26 protein-coding genes and 1 pseudogene are annotated in these 25,584 nt (G+C 65.1%); 12 read left to right on the top strand and 15 right to left on the bottom strand.

The annotated features are described in order from the left end of the window. The coding region (locus HY852_RS23850) for a hypothetical protein (protein ID WP_291607357.1) at positions 1-242 on the top strand (242 nt) is incomplete at its 5' end. Positions 243-322: 80 nt separating this feature from the next. Continuing rightward, positions 323-1,255 (top strand): annotated as a pseudogene (locus HY852_RS23855) (glutamate synthase subunit beta); the annotation flags it as partial. A gap of 167 nt (positions 1,256-1,422) precedes the next feature. Here the strand turns inward: HY852_RS23855 and HY852_RS23860 are convergent. Beyond that, positions 1,423-3,096 (bottom strand): outer membrane beta-barrel protein, encoded by a 1,674-nt coding sequence (locus HY852_RS23860; protein WP_291607358.1) that lies wholly within the window; start codon positions 3,094-3,096, stop codon positions 1,423-1,425. Between the two features lie 251 nt (positions 3,097-3,347). On the opposite strand from HY852_RS23860, the gene HY852_RS23865 reads away from it, so the two are divergent. After that, positions 3,348-4,355, top strand: a complete 1,008-nt coding sequence (locus HY852_RS23865; protein WP_291607359.1) for a KpsF/GutQ family sugar-phosphate isomerase — start codon at positions 3,348-3,350, stop codon at positions 4,353-4,355. 37 nt (positions 4,356-4,392) lie between these two features. Here the strand turns inward: HY852_RS23865 and HY852_RS23870 are convergent, their stop codons facing one another. After that, positions 4,393-4,932, bottom strand: a complete 540-nt coding sequence (locus HY852_RS23870) for a carboxymuconolactone decarboxylase family protein (protein ID WP_291607360.1) — start codon at positions 4,930-4,932, stop codon at positions 4,393-4,395. Positions 4,933-5,005: 73 nt separating this feature from the next. On the opposite strand from HY852_RS23870, the gene HY852_RS23875 reads away from it, so the two are divergent. Continuing rightward, positions 5,006-5,341: a helix-turn-helix domain-containing protein gene (locus HY852_RS23875; protein ID WP_291607361.1), complete on the top strand. Its 336-nt coding sequence runs from the start codon at positions 5,006-5,008 to the stop codon at positions 5,339-5,341. 152 nt (positions 5,342-5,493) lie between these two features. Here the strand turns inward: HY852_RS23875 and HY852_RS23880 are convergent, their stop codons facing one another. The 3 genes from HY852_RS23880 to hemH form a co-directional block, all read right to left on the bottom strand. Beyond that, positions 5,494-5,937: an NfeD family protein gene (locus tag HY852_RS23880; protein ID WP_291607362.1), complete on the bottom strand. Its 444-nt coding sequence runs from the start codon at positions 5,935-5,937 to the stop codon at positions 5,494-5,496. Between the two features lie 58 nt (positions 5,938-5,995). After that, the gene (locus HY852_RS23885; RefSeq protein ID WP_291607363.1) at positions 5,996-6,994 is read right to left on the bottom strand and encodes an SPFH domain-containing protein; all 999 of its coding nucleotides are present in this window, start codon (positions 6,992-6,994) and stop codon (positions 5,996-5,998) included. Positions 6,995-7,173: 179 nt separating this feature from the next. Next, on the bottom strand, positions 7,174-8,211 hold the full coding sequence (gene hemH / locus HY852_RS23890; protein WP_291607364.1) for a ferrochelatase: 1,038 nt from the start codon (positions 8,209-8,211) through the stop codon (positions 7,174-7,176). A gap of 147 nt (positions 8,212-8,358) precedes the next feature. On the opposite strand from hemH, the gene HY852_RS23895 reads away from it, so the two are divergent. After that, a complete protein-coding gene (locus HY852_RS23895; protein WP_291607365.1) occupies positions 8,359-8,757 on the top strand; it encodes an MAPEG family protein in 399 nt (132 codons plus the stop codon). Between the two features lie 105 nt (positions 8,758-8,862). After that, a complete protein-coding gene (shc, locus tag HY852_RS23900) occupies positions 8,863-10,959 on the top strand; it encodes a squalene--hopene cyclase (RefSeq protein ID WP_291607366.1) in 2,097 nt (698 codons plus the stop codon). A 73-nt stretch (positions 10,960-11,032) separates the two neighbouring features. Here the strand turns inward: shc and HY852_RS23905 are convergent, their stop codons facing one another. From HY852_RS23905 to HY852_RS23920, 4 genes are all read right to left on the bottom strand, one after another. Next, a complete protein-coding gene (locus HY852_RS23905) occupies positions 11,033-11,470 on the bottom strand; it encodes a thioesterase family protein (RefSeq protein ID WP_291607367.1) in 438 nt (145 codons plus the stop codon). A gap of 109 nt (positions 11,471-11,579) precedes the next feature. After that, positions 11,580-12,647, bottom strand: a complete 1,068-nt coding sequence (locus HY852_RS23910) for a nickel/cobalt transporter (protein WP_291607396.1) — start codon at positions 12,645-12,647, stop codon at positions 11,580-11,582. Beyond that, on the bottom strand, positions 12,638-13,273 hold the full coding sequence (locus tag HY852_RS23915) for a DUF1007 family protein (RefSeq protein ID WP_291607368.1): 636 nt from the start codon (positions 13,271-13,273) through the stop codon (positions 12,638-12,640). Before HY852_RS23915 ends, HY852_RS23910 begins: the two co-directional genes overlap by 10 nt. A gap of 10 nt (positions 13,274-13,283) precedes the next feature. After that, positions 13,284-15,374, bottom strand: coding sequence for a M3 family metallopeptidase (locus HY852_RS23920; RefSeq protein WP_291607369.1), 2,091 nt, complete (start codon positions 15,372-15,374; stop codon positions 13,284-13,286). 130 nt (positions 15,375-15,504) lie between these two features. On the opposite strand from HY852_RS23920, the gene HY852_RS23925 reads away from it, so the two are divergent. From HY852_RS23925 to HY852_RS23950, 6 genes are all read left to right on the top strand, one after another. Beyond that, complete coding sequence (locus HY852_RS23925; protein ID WP_291607370.1) at positions 15,505-15,759, top strand: hypothetical protein; 255 nt, start codon at positions 15,505-15,507, stop codon at positions 15,757-15,759. Between the two features lie 693 nt (positions 15,760-16,452). Then, complete coding sequence (locus HY852_RS23930; protein WP_291607371.1) at positions 16,453-17,595, top strand: type III PLP-dependent enzyme; 1,143 nt, start codon at positions 16,453-16,455, stop codon at positions 17,593-17,595. A 125-nt stretch (positions 17,596-17,720) separates the two neighbouring features. After that, positions 17,721-18,320 carry a GNAT family N-acetyltransferase gene (locus HY852_RS23935; RefSeq protein WP_291607372.1) on the top strand — a complete coding sequence of 200 codons (600 nt, stop codon included), beginning with the start codon at positions 17,721-17,723 and terminating at the stop codon, positions 18,318-18,320. 10 nt (positions 18,321-18,330) lie between these two features. After that, complete coding sequence (locus HY852_RS23940; protein WP_291607373.1) at positions 18,331-18,459, top strand: hypothetical protein; 129 nt, start codon at positions 18,331-18,333, stop codon at positions 18,457-18,459. Positions 18,460-18,540: 81 nt separating this feature from the next. Continuing rightward, the gene (locus HY852_RS23945; RefSeq protein ID WP_291607374.1) at positions 18,541-18,930 is read left to right on the top strand and encodes a RidA family protein; all 390 of its coding nucleotides are present in this window, start codon (positions 18,541-18,543) and stop codon (positions 18,928-18,930) included. A 40-nt stretch (positions 18,931-18,970) separates the two neighbouring features. Next, positions 18,971-20,401 carry a homospermidine synthase gene (locus HY852_RS23950; RefSeq protein WP_291607375.1) on the top strand — a complete coding sequence of 477 codons (1,431 nt, stop codon included), beginning with the start codon at positions 18,971-18,973 and terminating at the stop codon, positions 20,399-20,401. A gap of 138 nt (positions 20,402-20,539) precedes the next feature. On the opposite strand, the gene HY852_RS23955 is transcribed toward HY852_RS23950, so the two are convergent. From HY852_RS23955 to HY852_RS23980, 6 genes are all read right to left on the bottom strand, one after another. After that, positions 20,540-20,869: a hypothetical protein gene (locus HY852_RS23955; RefSeq protein ID WP_291607376.1), complete on the bottom strand. Its 330-nt coding sequence runs from the start codon at positions 20,867-20,869 to the stop codon at positions 20,540-20,542. Positions 20,870-20,954: 85 nt separating this feature from the next. Next, positions 20,955-21,974, bottom strand: coding sequence for a WD40 repeat domain-containing protein (locus HY852_RS23960; RefSeq protein WP_291607377.1), 1,020 nt, complete (start codon positions 21,972-21,974; stop codon positions 20,955-20,957). Further along, a complete protein-coding gene (locus HY852_RS23965; protein WP_291607379.1) occupies positions 21,974-23,023 on the bottom strand; it encodes a GTP-binding protein in 1,050 nt (349 codons plus the stop codon). Before HY852_RS23965 ends, HY852_RS23960 begins: the two co-directional genes overlap by 1 nt. A 53-nt stretch (positions 23,024-23,076) precedes the next feature. Then, positions 23,077-23,949, bottom strand: coding sequence for a zinc ABC transporter substrate-binding protein (locus HY852_RS23970; RefSeq protein WP_291607380.1), 873 nt, complete (start codon positions 23,947-23,949; stop codon positions 23,077-23,079). Between the two features lie 6 nt (positions 23,950-23,955). Continuing rightward, positions 23,956-24,825, bottom strand: coding sequence for a metal ABC transporter permease (locus HY852_RS23975; RefSeq protein WP_291607381.1), 870 nt, complete (start codon positions 24,823-24,825; stop codon positions 23,956-23,958). Beyond that, complete coding sequence (locus HY852_RS23980; RefSeq protein ID WP_291607382.1) at positions 24,825-25,583, bottom strand: ABC transporter ATP-binding protein; 759 nt, start codon at positions 25,581-25,583, stop codon at positions 24,825-24,827. Before HY852_RS23980 ends, HY852_RS23975 begins: the two co-directional genes overlap by 1 nt. Between the last annotated feature and the right edge of the window lies 1 nt (position 25,584).

The raw sequence follows: 25,584 nt of genomic DNA on the forward strand, positions 1-25,584 counted from the left end.
GGCGGCGGTGGATCATTAAAGATCTGGCGGCGCTGAACTATTCCGCGACGCCCGAGGCGATCACCACGGGTGATCGCGCGCGCTTTCTGAAGGCGTACATCGGTGATCCGGGCTCCCTGCGCGAGCACCTCCCGCTCATCGGGGCGATCGTACGCAAGACCGCGCGCATCAGCCGGCACGACGCGCGCCTCAAACGCAACCGGCGGATGTCGCAAGCGACCGCGTCAACGGCGGCCACGTGAAGATCGCCATTATCAGAAAGAAATACAACCCGTTCGGCGGGGCCGAGCGGTACCTCAATCTGTTGTCCTCCTCGCTGACGCGGTCCGGCCACGAGGTGCACGTGTACGAGAAGCACGCCAGGGCCGGCGGGCTGCTGCGCTACGGCATCCCCGACTTCAAGATGGAGAAGCACTATATCGATCGCCGCGTCGCGCAGATGGAAGCGGAAGGCGTCACCTTCCACTACAACAGCCATGTCGGCGCGGCGGGCGGAACCGATCCGCGCGAGCTGCTCCGGCAGCATGATGCGGTGGCCCTCACGGGCGGCGCCGAGGCGCCGCGCGACCTGCCGGTTCCCGGACGCGAGCTCGACGGCATCCATTTTGCGATGGACTTCCTGCCGCAGCAGAACCGCCGCGTCTCCAGCGAGCCCGTCAAGGGCGCCGACATCCTCGCCGACGGCAAGCATGTGGTCGTGATCGGCGGCGGCGATACCGGCTCGGACTGCATCGGCACCTCGCTGCGCCAGGGCGCCAAGTCGGTGACCCAGCTCGAAATCATGACGGCGCCGCCCGAGCGCGAAAACAAGGGCCTGACCTGGCCGAACTGGCCGATGAAGATGCGCACCTCCTCGAGCCAGGCCGAAGGCGCGGCGCGCGAATACGCGGTGCTGACCCAGAAGTTCGAAGGCGCGAACGGCAAGGTCGAAAAGCTCCACGGCGTGCGCGTCGACGACAAGTTCAAGCCGCTCCCCGGCACCGAGTTCGTGCTCGACGCCCAGCTCGTGCTGCTGGCGATGGGTTTCGTGCACCCCGTGCACGAGGGCCTGTTGAAGCAGCTCGGCGTCGACCTCGACCCGCGCGGCAACGTGCGCGCCAACACGAGCGACTACCAGACCTCGCTGCCGAAGGTGTTCTCCGCCGGTGACATGCGCCGTGGCCAGTCCCTGGTCGTCTGGGCCATCCGCGAAGGCCGCCTCTGCGCCCGCGCCGTCGACCTGTTCCTGATGGGGAAGTCGGATTTGCCGCGGTGAGCGGGCTCAAGCCCGGCAATCAGCCCGAGCGCTCCGTCGTCATCCGCGAAGGCGGGTGACCGAGTATTCGGGGAACAGCGCTTGCGATGCGATCGGCGTGGCGGATGCCCGCCTGCGCGGGGCATGACGAATGATCGAGGGGCAGCAGCCGAGCGCGACCTCGCCCCTCAATTCTGCAGCCTCACCCCCAGCATCACCACCGTCGCCGCCGAGCTCGATCCCGGCGCGCTGGAATTGAGGACATCGCGGCGGAGCATGCCTTTGACCCAGAGATTTCGGTTGAGCTTGTAGATGACGTCGCCCTCGATCGAGTAGGACTTATCGTTGCGCGGATAGTCCTGGTAGTCGTAGGTGCCGTAGGTGAACTTGCCGATGCCGGTGAGCCAGCGGCGGAAGTCGTGATCGACCTCGACCGTGTAGGTGTGCACCAGGATGCCCGGCGAGCCGGCCAGCGTGGTCTCGTTGATCTGGGTGTCTGAATAGAATTTCGCGGTGGTCAGCCCCGAGACGGTCCAGACCAGCGAGGACGAGACCAGAAGACCCGACAACTGGTCGAGGCGCGGATCGACATAATTGCGCGCCGTATAGCCGATCGAGATTTCGCCGGTGAGCAGGCGCGTGAACTCGAAGGAGCTGCCGACCTTGGCGTAGCCGCCGGATGAATCGCGCCGGTAGCCGTTGCGGTCAAGAGGCACATCGTGCACGCGGCTGTCGCCCTGCACTTCCGCGAACGGCTTCAACCCGGGCTTGAGCTCGTAGGAGACGCGCCCGACCCCGCCATACTGGTTGTAATCGCGGTCGTCGTTGCTCGAGGTCGTGCCGTCCGTGAGCCTGGATTCGGTGTACGCGGTGCTGTCGACGGTGGCGCCGGCGGACACTTGCAGCCGATTCAAAGTCTGGTCGATGCCGACCGTGCCGCCGAACGTGGCATAGACCGGGTATTCGGCGAGCCCCGCCTGGATGTTCGGGCTGCCGGGATTGTCGGTGGCGATGCGCAGGCGCAGCTGCGAGCCGATGCGCAGATCGTTGGTGGCGTCGAGCCGGCCGTCGACGTGGCCGGTGAAATCCGGACGGTCGATATTGATCGGCGCCGACGACGGCGCGCCGTTGATCGACGCGGGCATCTCGTTGCCATAGCCGGTGAAGGAGCCGCGCAGGTCGGCGACCAGCGCGTGACGCTGCCAGTCGGAGACGGCCAGGAATTCCGGCGCGATCACGTAGAGCGGCGAGCCCTTCGGCGTGTTGAAGCGTGCCGGATTGCTGTCATAGCCGCCGGACAGCTCGACCGCGCCCTTGATCAGGAAGCTGCCGGCATAGTCGCCGACCGCGCCGAACGGATCGTCATCGACTTTCAGGCGCCGCCGCTGCGGCTGGCCCGGCACATTGCCGGCCATTGCCGGCGCGATCGGCTGCCTGTGCGCGGTCTCCGACGGCGGGACCGCGATGCGAACCCGCCCCGAGGTGCCGGCCGGGGTCGTCGCGGGCGCCGGCGTGCCGGGACCGGGAGGCCGCTTCGGCTTCGCCTGCCCCGGATAATAGATCGGCTGCCTGCGTTTGCGATTGAGCGAATCGTAGCCGGTGGAAGCAGCTCCAGCCGCGGGTGGCAGGCCATAGGTCGGGATCTGGCCGATACGCGAGGGCGCCGGCGCCTTCCGCTGCAGCTTCGGATCGGCGCTGGGATCGAGCACCGCATCGCTCTCCGCGGTGCGCCGTGTCGGCAGGTCCCGCGGTGAGACGAAGCCGTCGCGGTTCGGGTTGAAGAGGTCCGGCGTCAGGCCCTGGGCGCGCACGGGAGCATCGGTCGAGGCGATCAGCGCAAGGCATGGCAAGGCAGCGCGCACAAGCGTTGCGCGCCTGTTTCGGCCCTTCGCTGGACCCAACCCCACGACGGAAATACCTCAACAAAATCATATACTTCAACGACAAGCTCCCGCTACCGCCAGGAGCCGTCGTTAATAGAGTTAAAACAATTATGGTTAATGAGGCGTTGAGGGCCCTGTTGAGGAACTTTGGCTCTGCGTCGCCTCCACGCCCGCGGCGTGCTATGGACATGCCGTCGGCACCGCCGACTGCCCCTTCCCTGGAAATCAACATGCCAAGCTCGAAACCGCGGATGGCCAACTCATCGGACCCCGCACAAGCCGACGTTCAATCGGCCCTGCGCACGCTGGAAACCGAGCGCAGCGGCATCAGCGCGCTGGCGGCAGCATTGCAGGGACCGTTGGGCACCCCGTTCGCCGCGGCGATCGAGCTCATCCGCAAGGCAAAGGGCCGGGTCATCGTCACCGGTCTGGGCAAGTCGGGGCACGTCGCGCGCAAGATCGCGGCAACGCTGGCTTCGACCGGCACGCCGGCCTTCTTCGTACACGCCTCCGAGGCCAGCCACGGCGACCTCGGCATGATCACGCCGGACGACGTCATCATCGCGCTGTCATGGTCCGGCGAGCAGCCGGAGATGAAGAACCTCGTCAACTACTCGGCGCGCTTTGCCATTCCCATGGTCGCGGTGACGGCGAATGCCGAATCCTCGCTCGGCCAGGCCGCCCGCATCGTGCTCGAGCTGCCCAAGGCGCGCGAGGCCTGCCCGCACAATCTCGCGCCGACCACCTCGACGCTGATGCAGTCGGCGATCGGCGACGCCATCGCGATCGCGCTGCTCGAAGGCCGCGGCTTCACCGCGCTCGAGTTCGCCAACTTCCATCCCGGCGGCAAGCTGGGAGCGATGCTTAAATTCGTGCGCGACTACATGCGCACGGGCGAGTCGATCCCGATCAAGTCGGTCGGCACTTCCATGTCCGATGCCCTCGTCGAGATGTCCGCCAAGGGCCTCGGTTGCGTGTGCATCGTGAACGGTTCGGGCGAGATCGCCGGCATCATCACCGACGGAGATTTGCGCCGTCACATGCGCCCCGACCTTCTGGCCGCCCTGGTCGACGACGTCATGACCAAGCGCCCGAAGACCGTGCCGCCGAGCATGCTCGCCACCGAGATACTGGAGACGCTGAACTCCTCCAAGATCACCACGCTGATCGTCAGCGAAGCCAACAAACCGGTCGGCATCGTGCATCTGCACGACCTGCTGCGCGCCGGGGTGGCGTAGCCTCCTTTACCTCGCCCCGCTTGCGGGGAGAGGGAGTTCAGCGCGGAAACCGTGCCGCGTTCTCCTCCAGCGGCAGCGCCAGCCCGTTCGCGAGATACGATACGGTGCGGTAGAAGCCGCACAACAACATCATCTCCAAGATCTTCGCGTCGTCATAATGCACCGATAGCGCGGCGAACTCCTCGTCGCTCAGCGTTGCACGGTGATGCAGCGCATCGACGGCGGCGATCAGCGCCTGCTCGGCCGGCAACCAGCACGGCGACGCCGCATCGCCAAGCACGGTGGCGCGAACCTCTTCGTCCGACAGACGCGCAGGCGCTGCGAAGGTCGCGACATGCACGCCCCACTCATACTCGCATTTGTTGAGCGCACAGGTTCGGTCGATCACGATCTCGCGCTCGCGCAGGGACAGCGGGCCGCGATCCAGCAGGCTGCCGCCGCGGAACTTTTCCCAGGCGCGCGGATGGGCGGCCAGCACGCGGAACAGGACCAGCGGCGGCGCACCGCGCATGATGCGATCGAAATGGGCCTTGATCTCAGGCGCATAGGGCGGCTCCAGCGGCGGGAGGCGTGACATGGCGGACTCCTGTGTGCTACAATAATAGTAGCATTATGCTACAATATCCGTAGCGCGCCGCAAGAGGCTCCCGATGGCGAAACAGGCTTCCCTGTCCACAAAGCGCGCCGTGCGCGGCTCGCGCTCCGGCCGGCCTGTCATGGCGCTGCTGGATCTATTGGGCCGGCGCTGGACCCTGCGCATCCTGTGGGAGCTGCGCGAACAGCCCCTGACCTCGCGCGCGCTGCGCACGGCGTGCGACGACGCCTCGCCGACCGTGGTGCAGGCGAGGCTCACCGAATTGCGCGAGGCGGGCTTCGTGGAACTCGGCGAAGCCGGCTATGGGCTGACGCCGCTCGGAAGGGAGCTAAAGGAGACTTTCCTGCCGCTGCATCGCTTCGCCGAGCGGTGGAGCAAGATGAACTCCTGAAGTGGCACCAACTCCGCCTGAACATCGTGATTGCGGGCCAACGGTCGGCGCGTAGCGCCGGCCGATGACAGGCTCCGCGAAGCAATCCCTTAGCAGCGACAGATCGGATTGCTTCGTCGCTGCCGCTCCTCGCAACGACGGATCGGGCAGCGCTACGCCGCCGCCACGGTCAGGTTGGCGCCGTCGACATGCACCACCTTCACCTTGGTCCCGGCGGGCGTATCGGGACCGGCGACGCGCCAGATCGTGTCGTCGATCCGCACCGTTCCCGTGCCGTCGACGATCGGCTTTTCCAGCGTGAAGACGCGGCCGACCAGCGCCTCGGCGCGCTTGTTGAGGAAGGGACTGTCGTCTGCGGCGGGCTGAGCGCGCGCCAGGCGGCGCCAGGCCGGCACGGCAGCCACAGCGAAGATGGCAAACATCAGAAGCTGCGCCTGCCAGGACGGCTGAAAGGCGAACGACACCAGTCCCACCAGCAGCGCGGCAAGGCCGAGCCAGAACAGGAAAATGCCCGGCGCCAGCAATTCCAGCCCCATCAGGACGAAGCCGAAGATCAGCCAATTCCAGGTGCCGAGCGTGGCGAACATATCGGTCATGACACGACCTCTTGCGTAACGATGGTAACGGAACAGCGGCGCAGCGCGCCTCCCCTGCTCACGATTGCTGCGGCACCGACGGCGGCGTGGCACCGGTCGACGGGACCGAGCCGCGGCGGGCCGCGGCGGAGGTGGACGTCGCGCTTTCGCCGAAGGTCGCTTTCGCGATCTCGCCGATGCCGGCCAGCGAGCCCAGCATGCTCACCGCTTCGATCGGCAGCATGATGATCTTCTGGTTCGGCGCCTCGGCGAACTGGCCGAACGCCTTGATATACTTGTCGGCGATGAAATAGTTCAGCGAGGCCACGTCGCCCTTGGCGATGGCTTCGCTGACCATCTGCGTCGCCTTGGCCTCGGCCTCCGCGAGGCGCTCGCGCGCCTCGGCGTCGCGGAAGGCGGCCTCCCGGCGGCCCTCCGCCTGGAGGATCTGGCCCTGCTTGGCACCCTCGGCGCGCAGGATTTCGGACTGGCGCTGGCCTTCGGCCTGGAGAATATCGGCGCGCTTGACGCGCTCGGCTTTCATCTGGCGGCCCATCGCCTCGACCAGGTCGGCCGGCGGCACGATGTCCTTGATCTCGATGCGGTTGACCTTGACGCCCCACGGCGACACCGCGGCATCGACCACGCGCAACAGGCGCTCGTTGATCTCGTCGCGATGCGACAGGATCTGGTCGAGATCCATCGAGCCCATCACCGAGCGGATGTTGGTCATGGTCAAGACGGTGATCGCCTGGTTGAGGTCGGCGACCTCGTAACTCGCCTTCGCGGCATCGAACACCTGGTAGAAGGCAACGCCGTCGACCGTGACGGTGGCGTTGTCGCGGGTGATCACTTCCTGCTCGGGAATCGCGATCACCTGCTCCATCACGTTTATCTTGCGCCCGACGCGGTCGAAATAGGGCACGATGAGGTTGAGCCCCGGCCTCATGGTGTGGGTGTATTTGCCGAACCGCTCGATGGTCCAGTCGTAGCCCTGCGGCACCGTCTTCACGCCGGCCAGCAACGTGACAATGACAAGCAATACCAGTGCAATCGCGAAAATATCAAAGCCGCTCATAAGTCCTCCAAGGCAGGAAAGGCACTTCCTGCACTTTACCATTTTGTCGGCAAGGTTGCCTGCCCGTTCAGCGGCGCGCTCCACATCGGGATGCAGCGACCGCTCGGCAGGATGTAGGGAGGAGAAACGTTAACCAACGTGCCGGAAATCAGGATGGCGCCTGATGCGCCGCGACAGAGTTAAATCCAGCCCTGCAGCTCGCGCTCGACCAGCGTCCGGATCACGTCCATACCCGGCTCGCTGTCGTTGAGGCAGGGGATCGCGGTGAACGCCTCGCCGCCATTGTGCTTGAAGATCTCGGCGTTCTCCTGCGCGATCTCTTCCAGGGTCTCCAGGCAATCGGCGGAAAAACCCGGCGTCACCACCGCAATGCGGCGCATGCCTTCTCTTGCCAGCCGCTTCATGGTCTCGTCGGTATAGGGCTGCAGCCATTCGGCCTTGCCGAAACGGGACTGGAAGGTGAGCAGGAGTTTTGACGCATCCAGCCCCAGCCGCCTGCGCAGCGCCTCGGTGGTGACGACGCATTGCTGCTCGTACGGATCGCCCTTGTCGACATAGGCCTTCGGCATGCCGTGGAACGAGGCGACGATCAATTCCGGCTTGAACGACAGCGTCGAAAGATGCGCATCGATGGAGACAGCGAGCGCCTCGATATAGGCCGGATCGTCATAGTAGGGCGGCGTCACCCGCAATGTGGGCTGGGCACGCAGGCTCGCCAGCACGCGAAAGACTTCGTCGCACACCGTCGCCGAGGTCGGCGCCGAATATTGCGGATAGAGCGGCACGGCGAGGATGCGGTCGCAGCCCTTGGCTGTGAGCGCCTCGATGCGCGAGCGGATCGACGGATTGCCGTAGCGCATCGCCCAGTCGACGACGACATCGCCCCGCCCGGCGAGCGCTGCAGCCAGCTTCTCGCTCTGCGAACGCGTGATCGTCTTGAGCGGCGATTCGTTCTTCTCGGTATTCCAGATCTTCTGGTAATCGAGCGCCTTCACGCGCGGACGCCTGCGCAAGATGATGCCGTTGAGCACGAATTGCCAGACCAGGCCCTGGTCCTCGATCACCCTGGGATCGGACAGAAATTCCTTCAGATAGACGCGCACGCCGTCCGCATCGGCGGTATCGGGCGTGCCAAGATTGATCAGGAGCACGCCGGCGCGTTGCAGGCCGGGTCCTGCCCTAACTTTCGCCTGCTCGATGGGAATGACGGCTGTCATATCGGCGGTGCCTTCGCGCGTTGGGCTGTGCTTGTCAAGATAAGCACGGTTTCGCTACTGTCCCAGAGGGGACAGGCCTGTCCTGATAAATACGGAACAGGCATCCGAAAGGTTCAGACTTCATTCGCAGGGTGCGGCGGAGGAACCATGACGCTCGCGGAATGGTGCGTTTTTGCAGCGCTGCTGCTTGCGCTCGGGACGATCGCATCGGTCAAATGGGCCCGCTTTCGCAGCTTCGACAATTCCAGGCCGCGCGACCCCTCCTTCTACAGCGATCCGATCGGTCAGCGCGCGCTGGGCGCGCATCAGAATGGCCTGGAGGCGTTTCCGTTCTTCGCCTTCGCGGTCCTCCTGGCCGAATTTCGCGGCGCGCAGCAGAATCTCGTTGATGAACTGTCTGTGCTGTTCGTCATAGTCCGCATCGCCTACGTCCTCACCTATGTCGGCGACCGGCCGACGCTGCGCTCGATCCTCTGGACCACCGCTTTTGCGATCAACGCCGCGATTTTCTTCCTGCCGGCGATCCGGCGCCTCCTGCCGATCTGAATTGGCCTGACCGGAAAAATTATCTATAGGGCGGGGGTGTCGACCTGTCCGACACGAGCAGCTTCGATCCGGGATAGCGCCCGGAAGGGTAGGACCTACGCAGCGATGCCAGACATCAAGACGACCGATCCGGACAATTTCCGCACGGCCATGCAGTCCACCATCCGTGCCGCTTCGGACTGGCTGATCGCGCAGCAGAAGCCGGACGGCCACTGGGTGGGACGCGCCGAGAGCAACGCGTGCATCGAGGCGCAATGGTGCCTGGCGCTGTGGTTCATGGGCCTCGAGAACCATCCTTTGCGCGTGCGGCTCGGACAATCGCTGCTGGATACCCAGCGGCCCGACGGCGCCTGGCAGGTCTTTTACGGCGCACCGAACGGCGACATCAATGCCACCGTCGAGGCCTACGCGGCACTGCGTTCGCTCGGCCATCGCGACGACGAACCGGCGCTCGCGCGAGCCCTGAGCTGGATTGCCTCCAAAGGCGGCTTGCGCAACGTGCGCGTCTTCACGCGCTACTGGCTCGCGCTGCTCGGCGAGTGGCCGTGGGAGAAGACCCCGAACCTTCCGCCGGAAGTGATCTGGCTTCCGCTATGGTTCCCGTTCTCGATCTACAACTTCGCGCAATGGGCGCGCGCGACGCTGATGCCGATCGCCGTGCTGTCGGCCCGGCGGCCGAGCCGTCCGCTGCCGCCGGAGAGAAGGCTGGATGCGCTCTTTCCCGGTGGCCGCGACAAGTTCGACTACGAGCTGCCGATCAAGTCCGGCGCGGGAGCTTGGGACAGGTTCTTCCGCCAGACCGACAAGGTGCTGCATGCGCTGCAGAACCTCGGCGGCAAGCTCCGTTTCGGCCTGTGGCGCGGAGCGGCGATCCGTCACGTGCTGGAGTGGATGATCAAGCACCAGGATGCCGACGGCGCCTGGGGCGGCATCCAGCCGCCCTGGGTCTACGGGCTGATGGCGCTGCATGTCGAGGGCTACGCCATGAACCATCCCGTCATGGCCAAGGGGCTCGACGCGCTCAACGATCCTGGCTGGCGCGTCGACATCGGCGACGCAACCTTCATCCAGGCCACCAACAGCCCGGTATGGGACACCATGCTGACGCTGCTCGCCTTCGATGACGCCGGCGTGCTCGGTGATTATCCGGAGCCGGTGGAGAAGGCTGCTCAATGGCTGTTGGACCGTCAGGTCCGCCTGCCCGGCGACTGGTCGGTGAAACTGCCCCACGTCAAGCCAGGCGGCTGGGCATTCGAATACGCCAATGTGTTCTACCCCGACACGGACGACACCGCGGTCGCCCTGATCGCTTTGGTACCATTCCGGCACGATCCGAAATGGCAGGCCAAGGGCATCGAGGAGGCCATCCAGCTCGGCGTCGACTGGCTGATCGGCATGCAGAGCCGGAGCGGCGGCTGGGGCGCCTTCGACAAGGACAACGACAAGAAGATCCTGACCAAGATCCCGTTCTGCGATTACGGCGAGGCGCTCGATCCGCCATCGGTGGATGTGACGGCTCATGTCATCGAAGCCTTCGGCAAACTCGGTATCTCGCGCAATCACCCCGCCATGGTGCGCGCACTGGACTACATCAGGCGCGAGCAGGAAAAGGATGGGCCCTGGTTCGGCCGCTGGGGCGTCAATTACGTTTACGGCACGGCCGCGGTGCTGCCGGCCTTGGCGGCCATCGGCGAAGACATGAGCCAGCCCTATATCGGGCGTGCGTGCGACTGGCTGATTGCGCGCCAGCAGGAGAACGGCGGCTGGGGCGAAAGCTGCGCCTCCTACATGGATGCCGGCATGGCTGGCCGGGGCAACGCGACCGCGTCGCAGACCGCCTGGGCGCTCATGGCCCTTCTCGCCGCCAATAGGAGCCAGGATCGCGAAGCCATCGAACGCGGCTGCCTCTTCCTGATCGAACGACAGTCCGGTGGCACCTGGATCGAGCGGGAATTCACCGGGACCGGCTTTCCCGGTTACGGCGTCGGCCAAACCATCAAGATCGACGATCCGCTGCTGTCCCAGCGCCTGATGCAGGGCCCAGAGCTCTCGCGCGCCTTCATGCTGCGCTACGAGCTCTATCGGCATTATTTCCCGCTGATGGCGCTCGGGCGCGCCTTTCGGCCTCACCCCGGCCAGCACGTTGCGGAAACTACCCGGAACATGGCGCGCAGCATGGCCGCAACCGCCGCGCCGGATTAGAAAGCCGCAATACCTCGCGCGCCTTCGTTATCCGGGGATGTCTGCAGGTGCGAAGCGTCAGGCAAGCCGGCGCTCACGCCAGAAGATGACGTTCCCGGGTCGCGATGAGATCCCGGATCGATCTTGGTATCGGGACTGGACGATGAGTCTTTTGGTCCGTGTGCACCCAAACAATCTCACCGGTCACGAGCGCATCAGCGCTCCCCTTCAGGAAGATGCCGAGTTCGAAGACGAGACTCGAATTTCCAATCCGCGCCACTCTTGCGCAAACGTCTATCTCCTGGTCGAACAGGATCGGCGCCTTGTATTCAATGACGGATTTGACCACGTGGAAGTCGACGCCGGTCTTCTTGGCGTCGCCGTACTGATCATAGCCCAGCGCGCGAAAATACTCAGTGATGGTCGTATCGAAATACGTCAGATAGTGCGCGTTGAACACAACGCCCTGACCATCGATCTCAGAGTATCTCACCCGAAACGGGTGAGAAAACCAGAACTGCTCTCGTGACACTGGATGGTCTCCCGGACATCGCCTTCGCGTTCGATGGCCGCCTGTATAGACCACCAGGTCTGGCTGCAAAAGCGAGGCCGGCCACGTCTTCTCGCCATCGCAGGGAGAGTTAGAGGCAAGTTGCCCGCTCGGCGGTGAGGTAGCCGAACAACAGGCCGACGCCGAACAGGAGCACCAACCCCGCGGCACCGAACTCGATGCCGCGCATAATCAGCGTTCCGCCGCCCTCGCCCTTGGCGCTCAGGCGCCGCGCCACGTCCCTGGCCGATACGGCGAGCACGGCGATTACCGCAACCGTGATCGCGGTACCCAGGCCCATCAGCAAGGTCGCTGCGATGCCGGCCCAGAACAGCCCCTGCGCGAGTGCGAAGACCAGGACCAGGATCGCGCCCGAGCACGGCCGCACCCCGACGCTAAGAATCGCCGCGAGCCCACGCTGCCAGCCGCCGGGTCCGGCCAGTTCGCCGGGGTCGGGGCCGTGGGAGTGGCCGCAATGCTCGTCATGCACGTGACCATCCCCATGATCGTGGCGATGAACATGGCCGTGATCATGATCGTGGTGCCCGGCGAGCGCCATCGCCGGCGCCGGCTGATTCGGCTGGAGCGCGCGCATGAAGGCGCCGCCCTTGGACCAGACCAGGCGGGCACCGAACGCCGCGATCAGTCCGTAGCTGACGATCTCGATGGTCTTCTCGGCGTTGCACATGGTCTTGGCGGTGGCGTTCAGCACCCAGGCGCAGACGCCGACCAGCGCCACCGCGACCAGCGCCTGCATCAAGGCAGAGGCGAAGGAAAGCGCGATGCCCCGCCATGCCGTTTCCTGGTTGGCGACGACATAGGACGAGATCACCGCCTTGCCATGACCGGGACCTGCGGCATGGAAGATGCCGTACGCAAAGGAGATCGCAAGCAAGCTCCACACCGCCGAGCCGTCCGACTTGGCGGCACGAATGGTCTTGGAAATCTCGCGATAGAATTCCGACTGCTTGTCGAGCAGCCAGCCGACGATGCCGCCGACCTGGGGCTCGGCCGCGGCGGTGGGGCGCGGCGCGCCGAACGGGTTTTGCGCGAACAGCTGGTTCGCCGCCGCATCAAGGGCAAGAAGCACGAGCACGGCCGCGCCTGCGATCGCAAGGCCATGCAGCACGGGTGAACGGAGGGTCGGCCTCACGGGCAGCTCACCATGATCTTGTTGGCGAACATCATGCCGAAATTCGCATTCTCCCCATCCAGGAAGTTCTGCTCGGTCAGCTTCTGGGCGCTCGCCATGCCGTCGCCCGGCCGCTGCAGCTTCATCTGGCACTCGGACGGCGCGCCAACCAGCTTGACCGGATCCTTCTCGGCCAACTTGAAATCGATGAAGTAGGACGGATCGTAAACCTCGAGCATGAGCTCTTTCGGCTTCACCGCGCGTTTCAGCGGCAGCGTGAAATGCAGGGTCAGGACCGCATCCTTGTAGTCGAGGTAATAGTCGATCGGCTCCTGGAATTTCTCCTTCTTGCCGTCCGCCTTGGCGAAGGTGAAATAGGCGTATTCCTTCAGCGACTCGACATTGGTTTGGGCGAGGGGCGCGAGCTCCTCACGGGTGAAGGTCCCCTTGGTCTTGCTGTCCAGGCCCTGCACCGCATAGGTCGAGAACATGTCGTCGAAGGTCCAGGCGTGGCGGACGCCGGTGATCGAACCGTCCGGCGCGTAGATCAGCTCACTGACCGAGGTGATCCAGACGTGCGGATGCGCTTCGGCTGCGGGCGCGCCGAGAAAAATCGCCGCCAGCAGCGACAGGCATGCAAACGAGCTGCGCATCGTGGTCACCTCAGGCCGCCTTTGCGGGATCGAGCAGGCCCCGGCGGCGCAACAGCGCGTCGGGCTCGGGCGGACGGCCGCGGAAGGCGATATAAGCCGCTTCGGGATCGAGCGAGCCGCCGGACGAATAGATGTCGTCATGCAGGCGCCTGGCGACCGCAGGATCGAAGATGTTGCCGGCCTCCTCGAATGCGCCGAAGGCGTCCGCATCCATCACCTCGGACCACATGTAGCTGTAATAGCCGGCGGCATAGTGATCGCCGGAGAAGATGTGGCCGAACTGGGTCGGCCGGTGGCGCAGCGCGATCTCCTCGGGCATGCCGATCTTCTCGAGCTCTGCCTTCTCGAACGCCCGCACGTCACGGCTGTTGGAGGCCGGCTGGGTGTGGAATTCGAGATCGATCAGCGCGGAGGAAACGAATTCGACGGTGGCAAAGCCCTGGTTGAACTTGCGCGCGGCGAGGAAGCGCTGGAGCAGGTCGTCCGGCAGCGGTTCCCCGCTCTGGTAGTGCCGGGCGAATTGCTGCAGCACCTGCGGCTGCTCCTGCCAGTGCTCGTAGAGCTGGGAGGGCAGTTCGACGAAGTCGGTGAACACGCTGGTGCCGGACAGCGAGGGGTAGGTCACATTCGACAGCATGCCGTGCAGGGCGTGGCCGAACTCGTGGAACAGAGTGCGCGCGTCGTCCGGCGAAAGCAGCGAAGGCTCGCCGTCGGCCCCTTTGGCGAAATTGCAGACATTGATGATCAGGGGGGCCACGTCGCCGTCCAGCTTCTGCTGGTCGCGCAACGAGGTCATCCAGGCGCCGGAGCGCTTGGACGGCCGGGCGAAGTAGTCGCCATAGAACAGCGCCTTGTGGCGGCCTTCAGCATCCTTGACCTCCCAGACCCTGACGTCCGGGTGCCAGGCGGGGATGTCCGTCCGCTCGGTGAATGTGATGCCGAAAAGGCGGGTGGCACAGTCGAACGCGGCGGCGATCATGCTGTCCAGCGTCAGGTACGGCTTGATCGCGGCATCGTCGAAATTGGCGCGCTTGAGCCGGAGCTTTTCGGCGTAGTAGCGCCAGTCCCAGGCGGCGAGCTGGAAATTGCCGCCTTCCTCCGCGATCAGCGCCTGCATCTCGTCGCGGTCGGCCAGCGCCCGTTCCCGGGCAGGCTTCCAGACCCGCTCCAGAAGGCTGCGCACCGCCTCCGGAGTCTTGGCCATGGAGTCCTCCAGCCGGTACGCGGCGAAGGTCGGGTATCCGAGCAGTCGGGCGCTCTCCTCGCGCAGCTTGAGGATCTCGACGATGGTCTCGTTGTTGTCATTGGCATTGCCGTTGCCGCCACGGGCGATGAAGGCCTTGTAGACCTTCTCGCGCAGGTCCCGCCTCGCCGAGCTCTTCAGGAACGGCTCGACCGAGGAACGCGACAGCGTGACGATGGCCTTGCCGGCCATGCCGCGGTCTTCGGCCGCAGCCTTGGCTGCCGCGACGAAGCTGTCGGGGAGGCCCTGCCGGTCGTCCTCGCCAAGCTCCAGGAACCAGTCCTGCTCGTCGCCGAGGAGGTGATGGCTGAAGCTGGTGCCGAGCTGCGCCAGGTGCTCGTTGATTTCCGCGAGACGCTTCTTGGCGTCCTCGGAGAGACCGGCGCCGGCGCGGTGGAAGCGGGTATAGGTGCGCTCCAGCAGCCTGAGCTGCTCAGCGGTGAGGTTCAGCGAGGCCCGGTTCTCGTGCAGCAAGGCGATGCGGCCGAACAGCACCGCGTCCATCATGATCGGATTCCAGTGCCGGGCCATCCGCAAGGAGACCTCCTTGTCGATCTCGAGGATGGCCGGATTCGAGTGGGCCGACACCAGGTCGTAGAACACGGCCGAGACCTTGGTGAGCAGCTTGCCCGAGCGTTCCAGCGCCGTGATGGTGTTGGCAAAGTCGGGCGCCGCCGGGTCGTGGGTGATCGCGGCGATCTCGGCGGTGTGGTCGGCAAAGGCCTGCTCGAAGCCGGGCAGGAAGTGTTCCGGCCTGATCTCGTCGAAAGGCGGGGTCCCGAACGGCGTCACCCAGGCCTTGAGGAGAGGATTGGCCGCGGTGTCCGGAGGCGCCGGGTTCTGGCGAGTTTCTGGCATCGAATGTCCCGAATTCGTCCTGATTTCTCGGTTCAGCTATAGCACGCGATGGGGCTTTTTTGGGCCATTTGCGCTTGATAGCAGCGGCCTTTTCGGAGAGATTGCGGCCCTCAACTTTGGGGCCTTTGCCATGAACGCGCAGCCTTCTTCTTCTCGCCAGATCGTCTGGCCGACAGTGATCACGGTGATCAGCGCCGCGATCCTGATCGGCGCGGAAGTCTTCGGCGCGGCGTTTGCCGGCGGCTGGGCGCTCGCGATCCTGCTCGGCCTCGACCAGACCGGCACGCACATCCTTCAGGCGGTGCTGTTCGTGCTCGGCGTCATGGTGATGGCGGCCTTCATCCGCGGCGCTCAGCGCGTCGAGCCGTTCACGCGGCGCGTCTGACAACACTGCAGGAGAGCCGCATGATCGACGGCTTTCCTGCGCGCTGCCGATCAGCCGAACTTAACGTCCGTTCACCTTCAACGCTGCTCGCGCGCCACAGCGCAAGCAAGCGTTAGGCAAATCTGTCGCCAACCTAAAAATTTTCTTGCGAAGGAGAGTCAAAACGCTTATGTGCGTTTTGCCCAATTTCGCACGTGCCTGTGGTCGTGTGTCAGTCGGTAGGTATCCGGACAAGAGGCCGGACAGCCGCCAAGGGGTGAAGAAGCCGAGGGGCTCTTCGAGTCGACGACAAGTCGCAGACGACCAAGGTCGAAGGCGACAAGGTTCGAAGACTCAAGGAGCCCAGCATCTCTCTCAAGGGATGCCGTTGAAGGCGACTCCACTCCTTGCAACCGTGACTGGCAGCCGGAGGCGAACCGGCGCACCCCGCTCTCCACGGGGGACGCGACTTAAAGCAACGACGGATCGGGCTTTTTTGGTCTCTACCGGCAGTCCAACGCCGGCGCGGGCTACTGAAAAGGCTTGTCCTTCATTGCCAGGTGAGCGGGCGGGAAAATTCCCAACCAATCCACGGCAGCACAATTCGGTCTGAGTTCGAGGCTTCGTCGCGTCTCCATCGTGCGGCATCGCCAAAGCACTCACGTCCGAGAACATTTTGAACGGGTCCCGTCGCTGGGCCGTTTGGAGGGTGCTATGACCGAGCGCATTCGGGAATTTCTGCGCAACCGCCGTAATGATGGCCTCGATACCGAGCCCTGCCTCGTCGTCGACCTCGAGGTCGTGCGCGACAACTATCAGAGCTTTGCCAAGGCGCTGCCCGACAGCCGCGTGTTCTATGCCGTGAAAGCGAACCCGGCGCCGGAGGTGCTGTCGCTGCTCGCCTCGCTCGGCTCCTGCTTCGACACCGCGACGGTGGCCGAGATCGAGATGGCGCTGGCCGCCGGCGCGACGCCGGACCGCGTCTCCTACGGCAACACCATCAAGAAGGAGCGCGATATCGCGCGGGCCTACCAGCTCGGTATCCGCCTGTTCGCGGTCGACTGCGCCGCCGAGGTCGAGAAGATCGCCCGCGCCGCGCCCGGCGCCAAGGTGTTCTGCCGCATCCTCTATGACTGCGCCGGCGCCGAATGGCCGCTGTCGCGCAAGTTCGGCTGCGACCCGGAGATGGCGGTCGAGGTGCTTGACCTCGCCAAGCGGCTGGGCCTGGAGCCCTGCGGCATATCGTTCCACGTGGGCTCGCAGCAGCGCAAGGTGAAGGCCTGGGACCGGGCGCTGGCCATGACCTCGACCGTGTTCCGCGACTGCGCCGAGCGCGGCATCAACCTGACGATGGTCAACATGGGCGGCGGCTTCCCGACCCGGTACCTGAAGGACGTGCCGCCGGTGGTGCAGTACGGCCGGTCGATCTTCCGTGCCCTCCGCAAGCACTTCGGCAACCAGATCCCGGAGACCATCATCGAGCCGGGCCGCGGCATGGTGGGCAACGCCGGGGTCATCGAGTCCGAGGTCGTCCTGATCTCGAGGAAGAGCGACGAGGACGAGGTGCGGTGGGTCTATCTCGACATCGGCAAGTTCGGCGGTCTCGCCGAGACCATGGACGAGTCGATCCGCTACGCGATCCGTACCCCGCATGACGGAGCGGAGATGACGCCGTGCGTGCTCGCAGGTCCCACCTGCGATTCCGCCGACGTGCTGTACGAGAAGAACCCGTATCCGCTGCCGGTGACGCTCGAGATCGGCGACAAGGTGCTGATCGAGGGGACCGGGGCCTATACGTCGACCTACTCGTCGGTGGCCTTCAACGGCATCCCGCCGCTCAAGACCTACCACATCTGATCCGCCTCGTTTGAGGCTCGACGAACCGGGAGCCGGCCAGCCGGCTCCCTCTCCGACATCTCGAATTCAAACGACGCTTGGTCAGCGGCATGTGCCCGCGCGCGCCAAGCGGGGACCGATGTGCCATGACCGCTGTTCGGACGCCGCAGCCCGCCCTCACCCCGAATGCCGCTCCGTTCGCGATCCGCAGCGAGCGTGCATCCGACGTTGCCGCCCGTGAAGCGTTGCTCGATGCCTGCTTTGGCGAGAACCGCCACCAGCGCACCTGCCAGCGACTGCGGGACGGACGGCTGCCTGCGAAAGGCCTCGCCTTCTCGGCGGTGCGCAAGGGCAAGCTCGTGGGAACCGTGCGACTGTGGCACGTCAGCGCCGGCGGCGGTCCCGCCCTGGTCCTCGGACCCCTGGCGGTCGATGCCGCCTGCCGCAAGCTCGGGCTCGGCGCCGCGCTGATGAATCATGCGCTGGCCGCCGCCCGGGCGTGCGGCCATGGCGCGGTGATCCTGCTGGGCGATGCCCCTTACTACGCCCGCTTCGGCTTCTCCGCGGAGAAGACCGGCGAACTCACCCTGCCCGGTCCGTTCGAGCGCGACCGCCTGCTCGGCCTCGAACTGCGCGAAGGCGCGCTCGACAGCGTCTACGGCATGATCGTTCCGACCGGCGCGACCCTGCCGAAAATAGCGGCAGCTCGCGCGAAGTCGCCGCGGCTCGTGCCGCAGGCGGCCTAGGATCCCTGCGATGAGCCGCGATCACGCGCGCTGGCGCGCCAGGAAAGCCATTGCCAGCGTTCTGTTGTTGCTACTGGCTGTCACGATCCTGGTAGATGTCTTCGTCCGCCGTCGCTCGGCTCGTTCGTTGCCAAGCTGACGCAGGTTTGGCTATAGCGGGGCCGCGGCCGCGTCAGCGGCGCGGTACCCGACTACAATTTCCCTGGCATATGAGGTTTCGATGTCCCGCCGCCTGATCTCTACCGGCTCGCCCTTTGAAAAGACCGCCGGCTACAGCCGCGCCGTGATCGACGGCGATTTCGCCTTCGTCTCCGGCACCACCGGCTACGATTACAAGACCATGACCATGCCGGCCGACATCACGACCCAGGCGCGGAACTGCTTCGACACGATCCAGAAGGCGCTGGCCGAGGGCGGCTTTGCGCTCGCCGATCTCGTCCGCGCCACCTATTACGTGACAAACCCTGCGGACGCCGACGCCCTGTTCGCGGTGTGCGGCGAGCGGCTCGGCGAGATCCGACCCGCGGCCACCCTGCTCGTCGTTGCAGCCCTGCTCAAGCCCGAGATGAAGGTCGAGATCGAAGTGACCGCCAAGCGGCGCTCGGCCTGACCTCTTTGCCCAGACCACGTTCCTTTTCGGAGTATTGCCCATGAGCCCGCCCTCGCAGGTCCACGCCAAAATTTCCGGTCCCATCGTCATGATCGGCTTCGGCTCGATCGGCAAAGGCACGCTGCCGCTGATCGAACGCCATTTCGACTATGACAAGTCGCGCTTTGTCATCATCGATCCGCATGAGGACGGCGAGCTCGCCAGGAAGCACGGCGTGCGCTTCATCAAGCAGGCGGTGACGCGCGACAATTATCGCGAGTTCCTGATTCCGCTCCTGACCACCGGCGGCGGCCAGGGTTTTTGCGTCAATCTCTCGGTCGACACCTCCTCTGTCGACATCATGACCATGTGCCGCGAGATCGGCGCGCTCTATGTCGACACCGTGGTCGAGCCGTGGGCCGGCTTCTATTTCGACCGCAATATCGGCTCGGAAGCGCGCTCCAACTACGCGCTCCGCGAGACGCTGCTCGCGGCCAAGCACAAGAGCCCGGGCGGCACCACCGCCGTCTCCACCTGCGGCGCCAATCCCGGCATGGTGTCCTGGTTCGTCAAGCAGGCGTTGCTCGACATCGCCCGCGACACGGGGGTTGCGGTGAACGAGCCGAAGAGCCGCGAAGGCTGGGGCCAGCTGGCGATGAAGCTCGGCGTCAAGGGCATCCATATTGCCGAGCGCGATACCCAGCGCTCCAAGAAGCCGAAGCCGATGAACGTGTTCGTCAACACCTGGTCGGTCGAAGGCTTCGTCTCCGAGGGCTTGCAGCCGGCCGAGCTCGGCTGGGGCACGCATGAGAAGTGGATGCCGGACAACGGCCGCACCCATCCGAGCGGCTGCGGCGCTGCGATCTTTCTGCAGCAGCCCGGCGCCAACACCCGCGTGCGCTCGTGGTGCCCGACGCCAGGCGCGCAATATGGCTTCCTCGTCACCCACAACGAGTCGATCTCGATCGCCGACTATTTCACCGTGCGCGACGGGCAGAAGGTGATCTACCGGCCGACCTGCCACTATGCCTATCACCCGGCGAACGATGCGGTGTTGTCGCTGCACGAGATGTTCGGCGCGACCGGCAAGATGCAGCCCAAGTGGCATATCCTGGACGAGAACGAGATCGAGGACGGCATCGACGAGCTCGGCGTTCTTCTCTACGGCCACGCCAGGAACGCCTATTGGTACGGCTCGCAGCTCTCGATCGAGGAGACGCGCCGCATCGCGCCCTACCAGAACGCGACCGGCCTGCAGGTGTCCTCCGCCGTGCTCGCCGGCATGGTGTGGGCGCTGGAAAATCCCAACGCCGGCATCGTCGAAGCCGACGAAACCGATTTCCGCCGCTGCCTCGAAGTGCAGCTGCCCTATCTCGGCCCGGTGAAAGGCTGCTACACCGACTGGACGCCGCTCACTGACCGTCCCGGCATGTTCCCCGAGGACATCGACACCTCCGATCCCTGGCAGTTCAGGAACGTGCTGGTGCGGTGAGACGCGCGCGCGTCTGTCGCCTCGTCATTCCGGGGCGCGACAAAGTCGCGAGCCCGGAACCCATTCATCCACCAACTCCGCGGCTCGATGAATTCCGGCCCGCGCCTGACGGCGCGTCCCGGAATCACGGTTCAGAGATTACTTCTGCTGGATCGGCGGGCCGACCTTCTCGGCGGGTGCCGGCGGTAACGCTGGCTTGGCGGCTCCCTGTGTCTGGGGATCGGGCCGCGCGGGCTCGGGCGCGGGCGTTGTCGGACGCTCGCCGCCCGGCTTGGATTCGGCGGGCTTCTGGTCCTGATCGGTCGCGGGCGCCTGCTGTAGCGGGTGCGTAGCCTGGGCGGTGTCAACACGCTCTTCCGCCGCGATCTCGGCGAGCGAAACGACCGAGATCGCGAACCCCGCGGCGATGAGCGAGAACGCCAGCAGCAATTCCCTCTTCAGCGCGCGTTTGTCGTCCTCGAGCCGCATGTCGCTCCACCGCAAGATCTTCCGCGATGGCAACGAATGGCGGCCCTGGCAGTTCCCGCCGGAACTCCGCAAACAACCGCGATGGTCAGAACTCCAGCACACCGCCATCGCCCTCTTCGTCGGCGAAAGCGAGCAGCGTGCCCTTGGCGTTCCAGGCCAGCGCCGCCACCGGTGGCGTTCCGTTTCGCCGTACCAGGATCTCCGCGCCGTCCTCCATGCGCACCATCAGGATGGTGCCGTCGGCATAGCCCGCGGCGAGGATGTCGTTCTTCGGGTGGCAGGCGACCGTCGTGACGCGCGCCTGCAGCGGTGCCAGCATCGCCGGCTGCTTGCCCATGGGACCGTCCTTGGTGGCGAACGGCCACAGGATCACGGTATCGGCTCCCGACGTCGCCAGGGCCTTGCCGCCAACACTCCACGACATCGATTTGACGCGCCCCGGATAGCCGGTCATGCGCATGTGGCGGTTGTCGGCAAGCCGCCAGCCGTGCAGCGCCGCCTCGTGCATCGCGGTAACCAGGAACTTGTTGTCGGGGCTGAACGTGACGGCAAGATGCGAGCCGGCCCAGGCCAGAAATTCGGGCGTCCCCGCCATGTTGGGAAACCACAACGTCACGCCGTTGTAGTGCGAAACCGCCAGCCGCAGGCCTTTCGGCGCGAAGGCGAGCCCGCCCACGGTCGACGGCACCTCGAGCGATTTCTCCTCGCCCTTGCCGCTCTTGACGAACGCGGCCTTGCCCGCCGACCACGCAAAGGCGCCATCGGGATGCACCGCCACGCTGTCGATCCAGCGCCGCTTGGCGTCGGTCGCGAGCAGCGTGACCTCGCCCTTGCCGTTGATCGCGACCACTTTGCCGTCGTCGCCGCCCATCACGATGCGTTCGCCGTCGGATGCGGCGCAGAGAATGCCGCCGTCATGGACGGCCACTTTGGTGATTTCGCCCTGCGGGTCGACAAAGGCAACATTCTCTTCGCTGCCGACGAAGACGGCACGGTCGGACAGGAAATGCGCCGCCGTGACCGCCATTCCGATATTGACCGGGCGCACCCGGTCGGTCACGGAGGCGATGGTGGGAGACGTTGCGGTTGGATCGAAGTCGGTCATCACGACACGATGCAGCGTTCGAAACCTTCGCGAATGGCGACTTCCGGCAATTCGCGACCGATGAAGATGAGACGGCTCTCGCGGGGCTCGCCTTCCTTCCATTTGCGCTGGTGATCCCCCTCCAGCATCATGTGTACGCCCTGGAAGACGTAACGATCCTCGTCGCCGTGGAAGGCAAGGATGCCTTTCGAGCGCAGGATCTTCTGACCTTCGGTCGCGACGAGGTTCTGAAGCCACGGCATGAAGCGCGTCGGATCCAGCGGCTTGTCGGTCTGCAGCGCCAGCGATTGCATCTCCTCGTCGTGATAGTGCTTCAGGCCATGGCCGTGGTCGTGGTCGTGATCATGGCCATGGCCGTGATGATGGTGGTCATGATCATGGTCATGATCGTCGGCCTCGAGAAAATCCGGCTCGAGATCAAGGATGCGGTCGAGATCGAAAGCGCCGCGCTCCAATACGTCCGCCAGCGCCACCTGACAGCGCTCGGTGCGGTGCAGCTTGGCGTAAGGATTGATGCCGCGGATGCGCGCCTCGACCTCTGCGAGTTCGGCCTTCGAGACGAGATCGGTCTTGTTCAGAACGATGACGTCGGCAAATGCGATCTGGTTCTTGGCTTCCGGCGCGTCCTTGAGGCGATCGGCCAACCATTTGGCGTCCGCCACCGTTACCACCGCGTCGAGCCGGGCGTGGGTCTGCACGTCCTCATCGACGAAGAAGGTCTGCGCCACCGGCGCCGGATCGGCAAGCCCAGTAGTCTCGACGATGATGGCGTCGAACTTGCCCTTGCGCTTCATCAGCCCGCCGAGAATACGCACGAGGTCGCCGCGTACGGTGCAGCAGATGCAGCCGTTGTTCATCTCGAACACTTCCTCGTCGGCACCGATGACGAGGTCGTTGTCGATGCCGATCTCGCCGAACTCGTTGACGATGACGGCGTATTTCTTGCCGTGGTTTTCCGAAAGAATGCGGTTGAGAAGGGTGGTCTTGCCGGCGCCGAGATAACCGGTCAGCACGGTCACGGGGATTTTCTCAGACGTCACTTCAGCCATATCTACTCCGAAATCGGGCGCGCAAAGGGAACGCTCCGGGGCAAGCCCCGGCCCTAATGGTCAAGCGCGCTGGTCAGGGCCTTTATATTGTGCCTGACCATGTCAATGTAAGTGGGGGCATCGCCCTTTTCGCCGCTCAGGCTGTCGGAGAACAGGGTGCCGCCGACCCTGGCGCCGCTCTCCGCCGCAATCCGCCGGATCAGGCGGTCGTTGGCGATGTTTTCGAGGAATACGGCCGGGACCCTGCCGGCCTTGATCTGGCCGATGATGTCGGCGATGTCGCGCGCGCTGGGCTCGGATTCGGTCGAGACGCCGACGGGAGCAATAAACTTGATGCCGTATTCGGCGGCGAGATAGCCGAACGCGTCATGGGTCGAGATCACCTTGCGCCGCTCGGGAGGGATTTTTGTCACGGCGGCGCGCACCTCGCGATCGAGTTCGTCAAGCTTTTGCAGGTAAGCCGCCGCGTTGGCACGGAAACGATCCGCATCCGCCGGATCGGCCGCTGCCAGCGCGTCCCGGATGTTGCTGACATACACCTTGGCATTGGGGACGGACTGCCAGGCATGCGGGTCGGCCTCCGCGCCGAGCTTGATCGGCGCGATGCCGGCGGTGGCGCTGACGACGAGCGCCTTGCTGCCCGAGGATTGCACCAGCCGCGGCAGCCAGCCCTCCAGGCCGAGGCCGTTGATGATCACGAGCTTTGCGGTCGCGATCCGCCTGGCGTCGCCTGGAGCAGGTGTATAGACATGCGCATCGCCGTTGGGGCCGACCAGCGTGGTGAGATTGACGCGGTCACCACCGACGTTGCGGACGAAGTCGGCAAGGATCGAGAAGCTGGCGACGACGTTGAGACGCTCCTCGGCCCTTGGCGGCGAGGTGCCAAGCAGGAGCAAGGGCAGCAGCAGGAAGAGCAGGCGTCGCATCGCGGATCACGCTTCCAGATGCCGGCCGGGAAACATCTGCCTGACAAGGCCGCCGACGCTGCCGAACAGGACTGAGACGATATACAGCGCAGCAGCGACCAGAATGATCGCGGGCCCCGAGGGCACCCGGGTCTGGAATGACAGCACCAAGCCCGCATAGCCGGAGATGGAGGCGGCAAAGACCGCGATGCAGATCATGCCGGTGATGTCGCGCGACCAGAAACGCGCAATCCCGGCCGGCAGGATCATCAGCCCGACGGCAAGCAGGGTGCCGAGTGCCTGAAAGCCGTTGACGAGATTGACCACCACCAGCGCAAGAAAGGCCAGATGCGCCGGTCCGCCGGCGCGGCTCACCGTGCGCAGAAACAAGGGATCCACGCTCTCGATCACCAGCGGGCGGAAGATCACCGCAAGCACCAGCAGCGTTACGGTGGCGTTGAAGGCAACCATGAGCAGCGTCTGGTTGTCCATCGCCAGGATATTGCCGAACAGCACGTGCAGCAGGTCGATGTTGGTGCCTTTGATCGAGACGATACTGACGCCGAGCGCGAGCGAGGCCAAATAGAAGGTCGCAAGCGAGGCATCCTCCTTCAGGCCGGTCGACCGCGCGACGACACCGGCCAGGATGGCGACCGTGAAGCCCGCGATCAAGCCGCCCGCCGTCATTGCGAAGAGGTTGAGGCCGGAAAGCAGAAAGCCGACGGCCGCGCCCGGCAGGATCGCATGCGCCATGGCGTCGCCGACCAGGCTCATCCGCCGCAGCATCAAAAACACGCCGATTGGCGCGCCGGCGAGCGACAGCGCTATGACGGCGGCAAGCGCGCGCCGCATGAACTCGAATTCGGTGAACGGGCCGACCAGCGCATCGTAGAGCATCACGCCGCTCGCGAGTGGCTGTCGTCGTCCACGCAGGCCGCCGCGCTGTCGTCGAAGGCTTCGCACATCCGCATCGCCACCAGCAGGTTTTCCGGCGTCAGCACTTCTTCGGTTGCGCCCCACGCCACCGGGCCGCGCGCCAAAAGAAGCGTTTCGGGGAAATTGGCGCGCACCATTTCCAGATCGTGCAGCGCCGCGAGCACTGTGCGCCCCTCGCCGTGCCAACGCCTGACCAGCGCGAGCAGGTCGGCCGAGGTCTTGCTGTCGATGGCGTTGAACGGCTCGTCCAGCACGATCAGGCGCGCGTCCTGCAACAGCACCCGCGCAAACAGCACGCGCTGCATCTGCCCGCCCGACAGGGTGCCGACCGGACGGTTCTCAAAGCCATTGAGGCCGACCGCCGCGATCGCCGCCAGGATCCTTTCGCGCGCGCTCTTGCCGATACCGCCGAACGAGCCGATTCCGCGCCACAGCCCGGCCGAGATGAAGTCGAATACCGAAATCGGAAAGCTGCGGTCGATCTCGGCGATCTGCGGCAGATAGGCGATATCCCTGACGTCGAGACCCCCGGTGCGAATCGCGCCGGAGAGCGGCTTGAGGAGCCCGACGATACCGCGAAACAACGTCGACTTGCCGGCGCCGTTGGGCCCTACCACTGCCAGCAGGGCGCCCTGCGCAACTTCCCCGCCCAGGTGATGCACCGCCGGGTGACGGTCATAGCCAAGAGTGACGTCACGAAATTTGAGTTGCGCCGCCATG

Source organism: Bradyrhizobium sp. (genome assembly GCF_016213215.1).
Lineage (GTDB): Bacteria > Pseudomonadota > Alphaproteobacteria > Rhizobiales > Xanthobacteraceae > Bradyrhizobium.

Coding starts and splice junctions, on each gene's coding strand:
- HY852_RS23865 (WP_291607359.1), top strand. CDS start 3,348: ATGCCAAGCTCGAAACCGCGGATGGCCAACTCATCGGACCCCGCACAA.
- HY852_RS23870 (WP_291607360.1), bottom strand. CDS start 4,932: ATGTCACGCCTCCCGCCGCTGGAGCCGCCCTATGCGCCTGAGATCAAG.
- HY852_RS23875 (WP_291607361.1), top strand. CDS start 5,006: ATGGCGAAACAGGCTTCCCTGTCCACAAAGCGCGCCGTGCGCGGCTCG.
- HY852_RS23880 (WP_291607362.1), bottom strand. CDS start 5,937: ATGACCGATATGTTCGCCACGCTCGGCACCTGGAATTGGCTGATCTTC.
- HY852_RS23885 (WP_291607363.1), bottom strand. CDS start 6,994: ATGAGCGGCTTTGATATTTTCGCGATTGCACTGGTATTGCTTGTCATT.
- hemH (WP_291607364.1), bottom strand. CDS start 8,211: ATGACAGCCGTCATTCCCATCGAGCAGGCGAAAGTTAGGGCAGGACCC.
- HY852_RS23895 (WP_291607365.1), top strand. CDS start 8,359: ATGACGCTCGCGGAATGGTGCGTTTTTGCAGCGCTGCTGCTTGCGCTC.
- shc (WP_291607366.1), top strand. CDS start 8,863: ATGCCAGACATCAAGACGACCGATCCGGACAATTTCCGCACGGCCATG.
- HY852_RS23915 (WP_291607368.1), bottom strand. CDS start 13,273: ATGCGCAGCTCGTTTGCATGCCTGTCGCTGCTGGCGGCGATTTTTCTC.
- HY852_RS23920 (WP_291607369.1), bottom strand. CDS start 15,374: ATGCCAGAAACTCGCCAGAACCCGGCGCCTCCGGACACCGCGGCCAAT.
- HY852_RS23925 (WP_291607370.1), top strand. CDS start 15,505: ATGAACGCGCAGCCTTCTTCTTCTCGCCAGATCGTCTGGCCGACAGTG.
- HY852_RS23930 (WP_291607371.1), top strand. CDS start 16,453: ATGACCGAGCGCATTCGGGAATTTCTGCGCAACCGCCGTAATGATGGC.
- HY852_RS23935 (WP_291607372.1), top strand. CDS start 17,721: ATGACCGCTGTTCGGACGCCGCAGCCCGCCCTCACCCCGAATGCCGCT.
- HY852_RS23940 (WP_291607373.1), top strand. CDS start 18,331: ATGAGCCGCGATCACGCGCGCTGGCGCGCCAGGAAAGCCATTGCCAGC.
- HY852_RS23945 (WP_291607374.1), top strand. CDS start 18,541: ATGTCCCGCCGCCTGATCTCTACCGGCTCGCCCTTTGAAAAGACCGCC.
- HY852_RS23950 (WP_291607375.1), top strand. CDS start 18,971: ATGAGCCCGCCCTCGCAGGTCCACGCCAAAATTTCCGGTCCCATCGTC.
- HY852_RS23955 (WP_291607376.1), bottom strand. CDS start 20,869: ATGCGGCTCGAGGACGACAAACGCGCGCTGAAGAGGGAATTGCTGCTG.
- HY852_RS23960 (WP_291607377.1), bottom strand. CDS start 21,974: ATGACCGACTTCGATCCAACCGCAACGTCTCCCACCATCGCCTCCGTG.
- HY852_RS23965 (WP_291607379.1), bottom strand. CDS start 23,023: ATGGCTGAAGTGACGTCTGAGAAAATCCCCGTGACCGTGCTGACCGGT.
- HY852_RS23970 (WP_291607380.1), bottom strand. CDS start 23,949: ATGCGACGCCTGCTCTTCCTGCTGCTGCCCTTGCTCCTGCTTGGCACC.
- HY852_RS23975 (WP_291607381.1), bottom strand. CDS start 24,825: ATGCTCTACGATGCGCTGGTCGGCCCGTTCACCGAATTCGAGTTCATG.
- HY852_RS23980 (WP_291607382.1), bottom strand. CDS start 25,583: ATGGCGGCGCAACTCAAATTTCGTGACGTCACTCTTGGCTATGACCGT.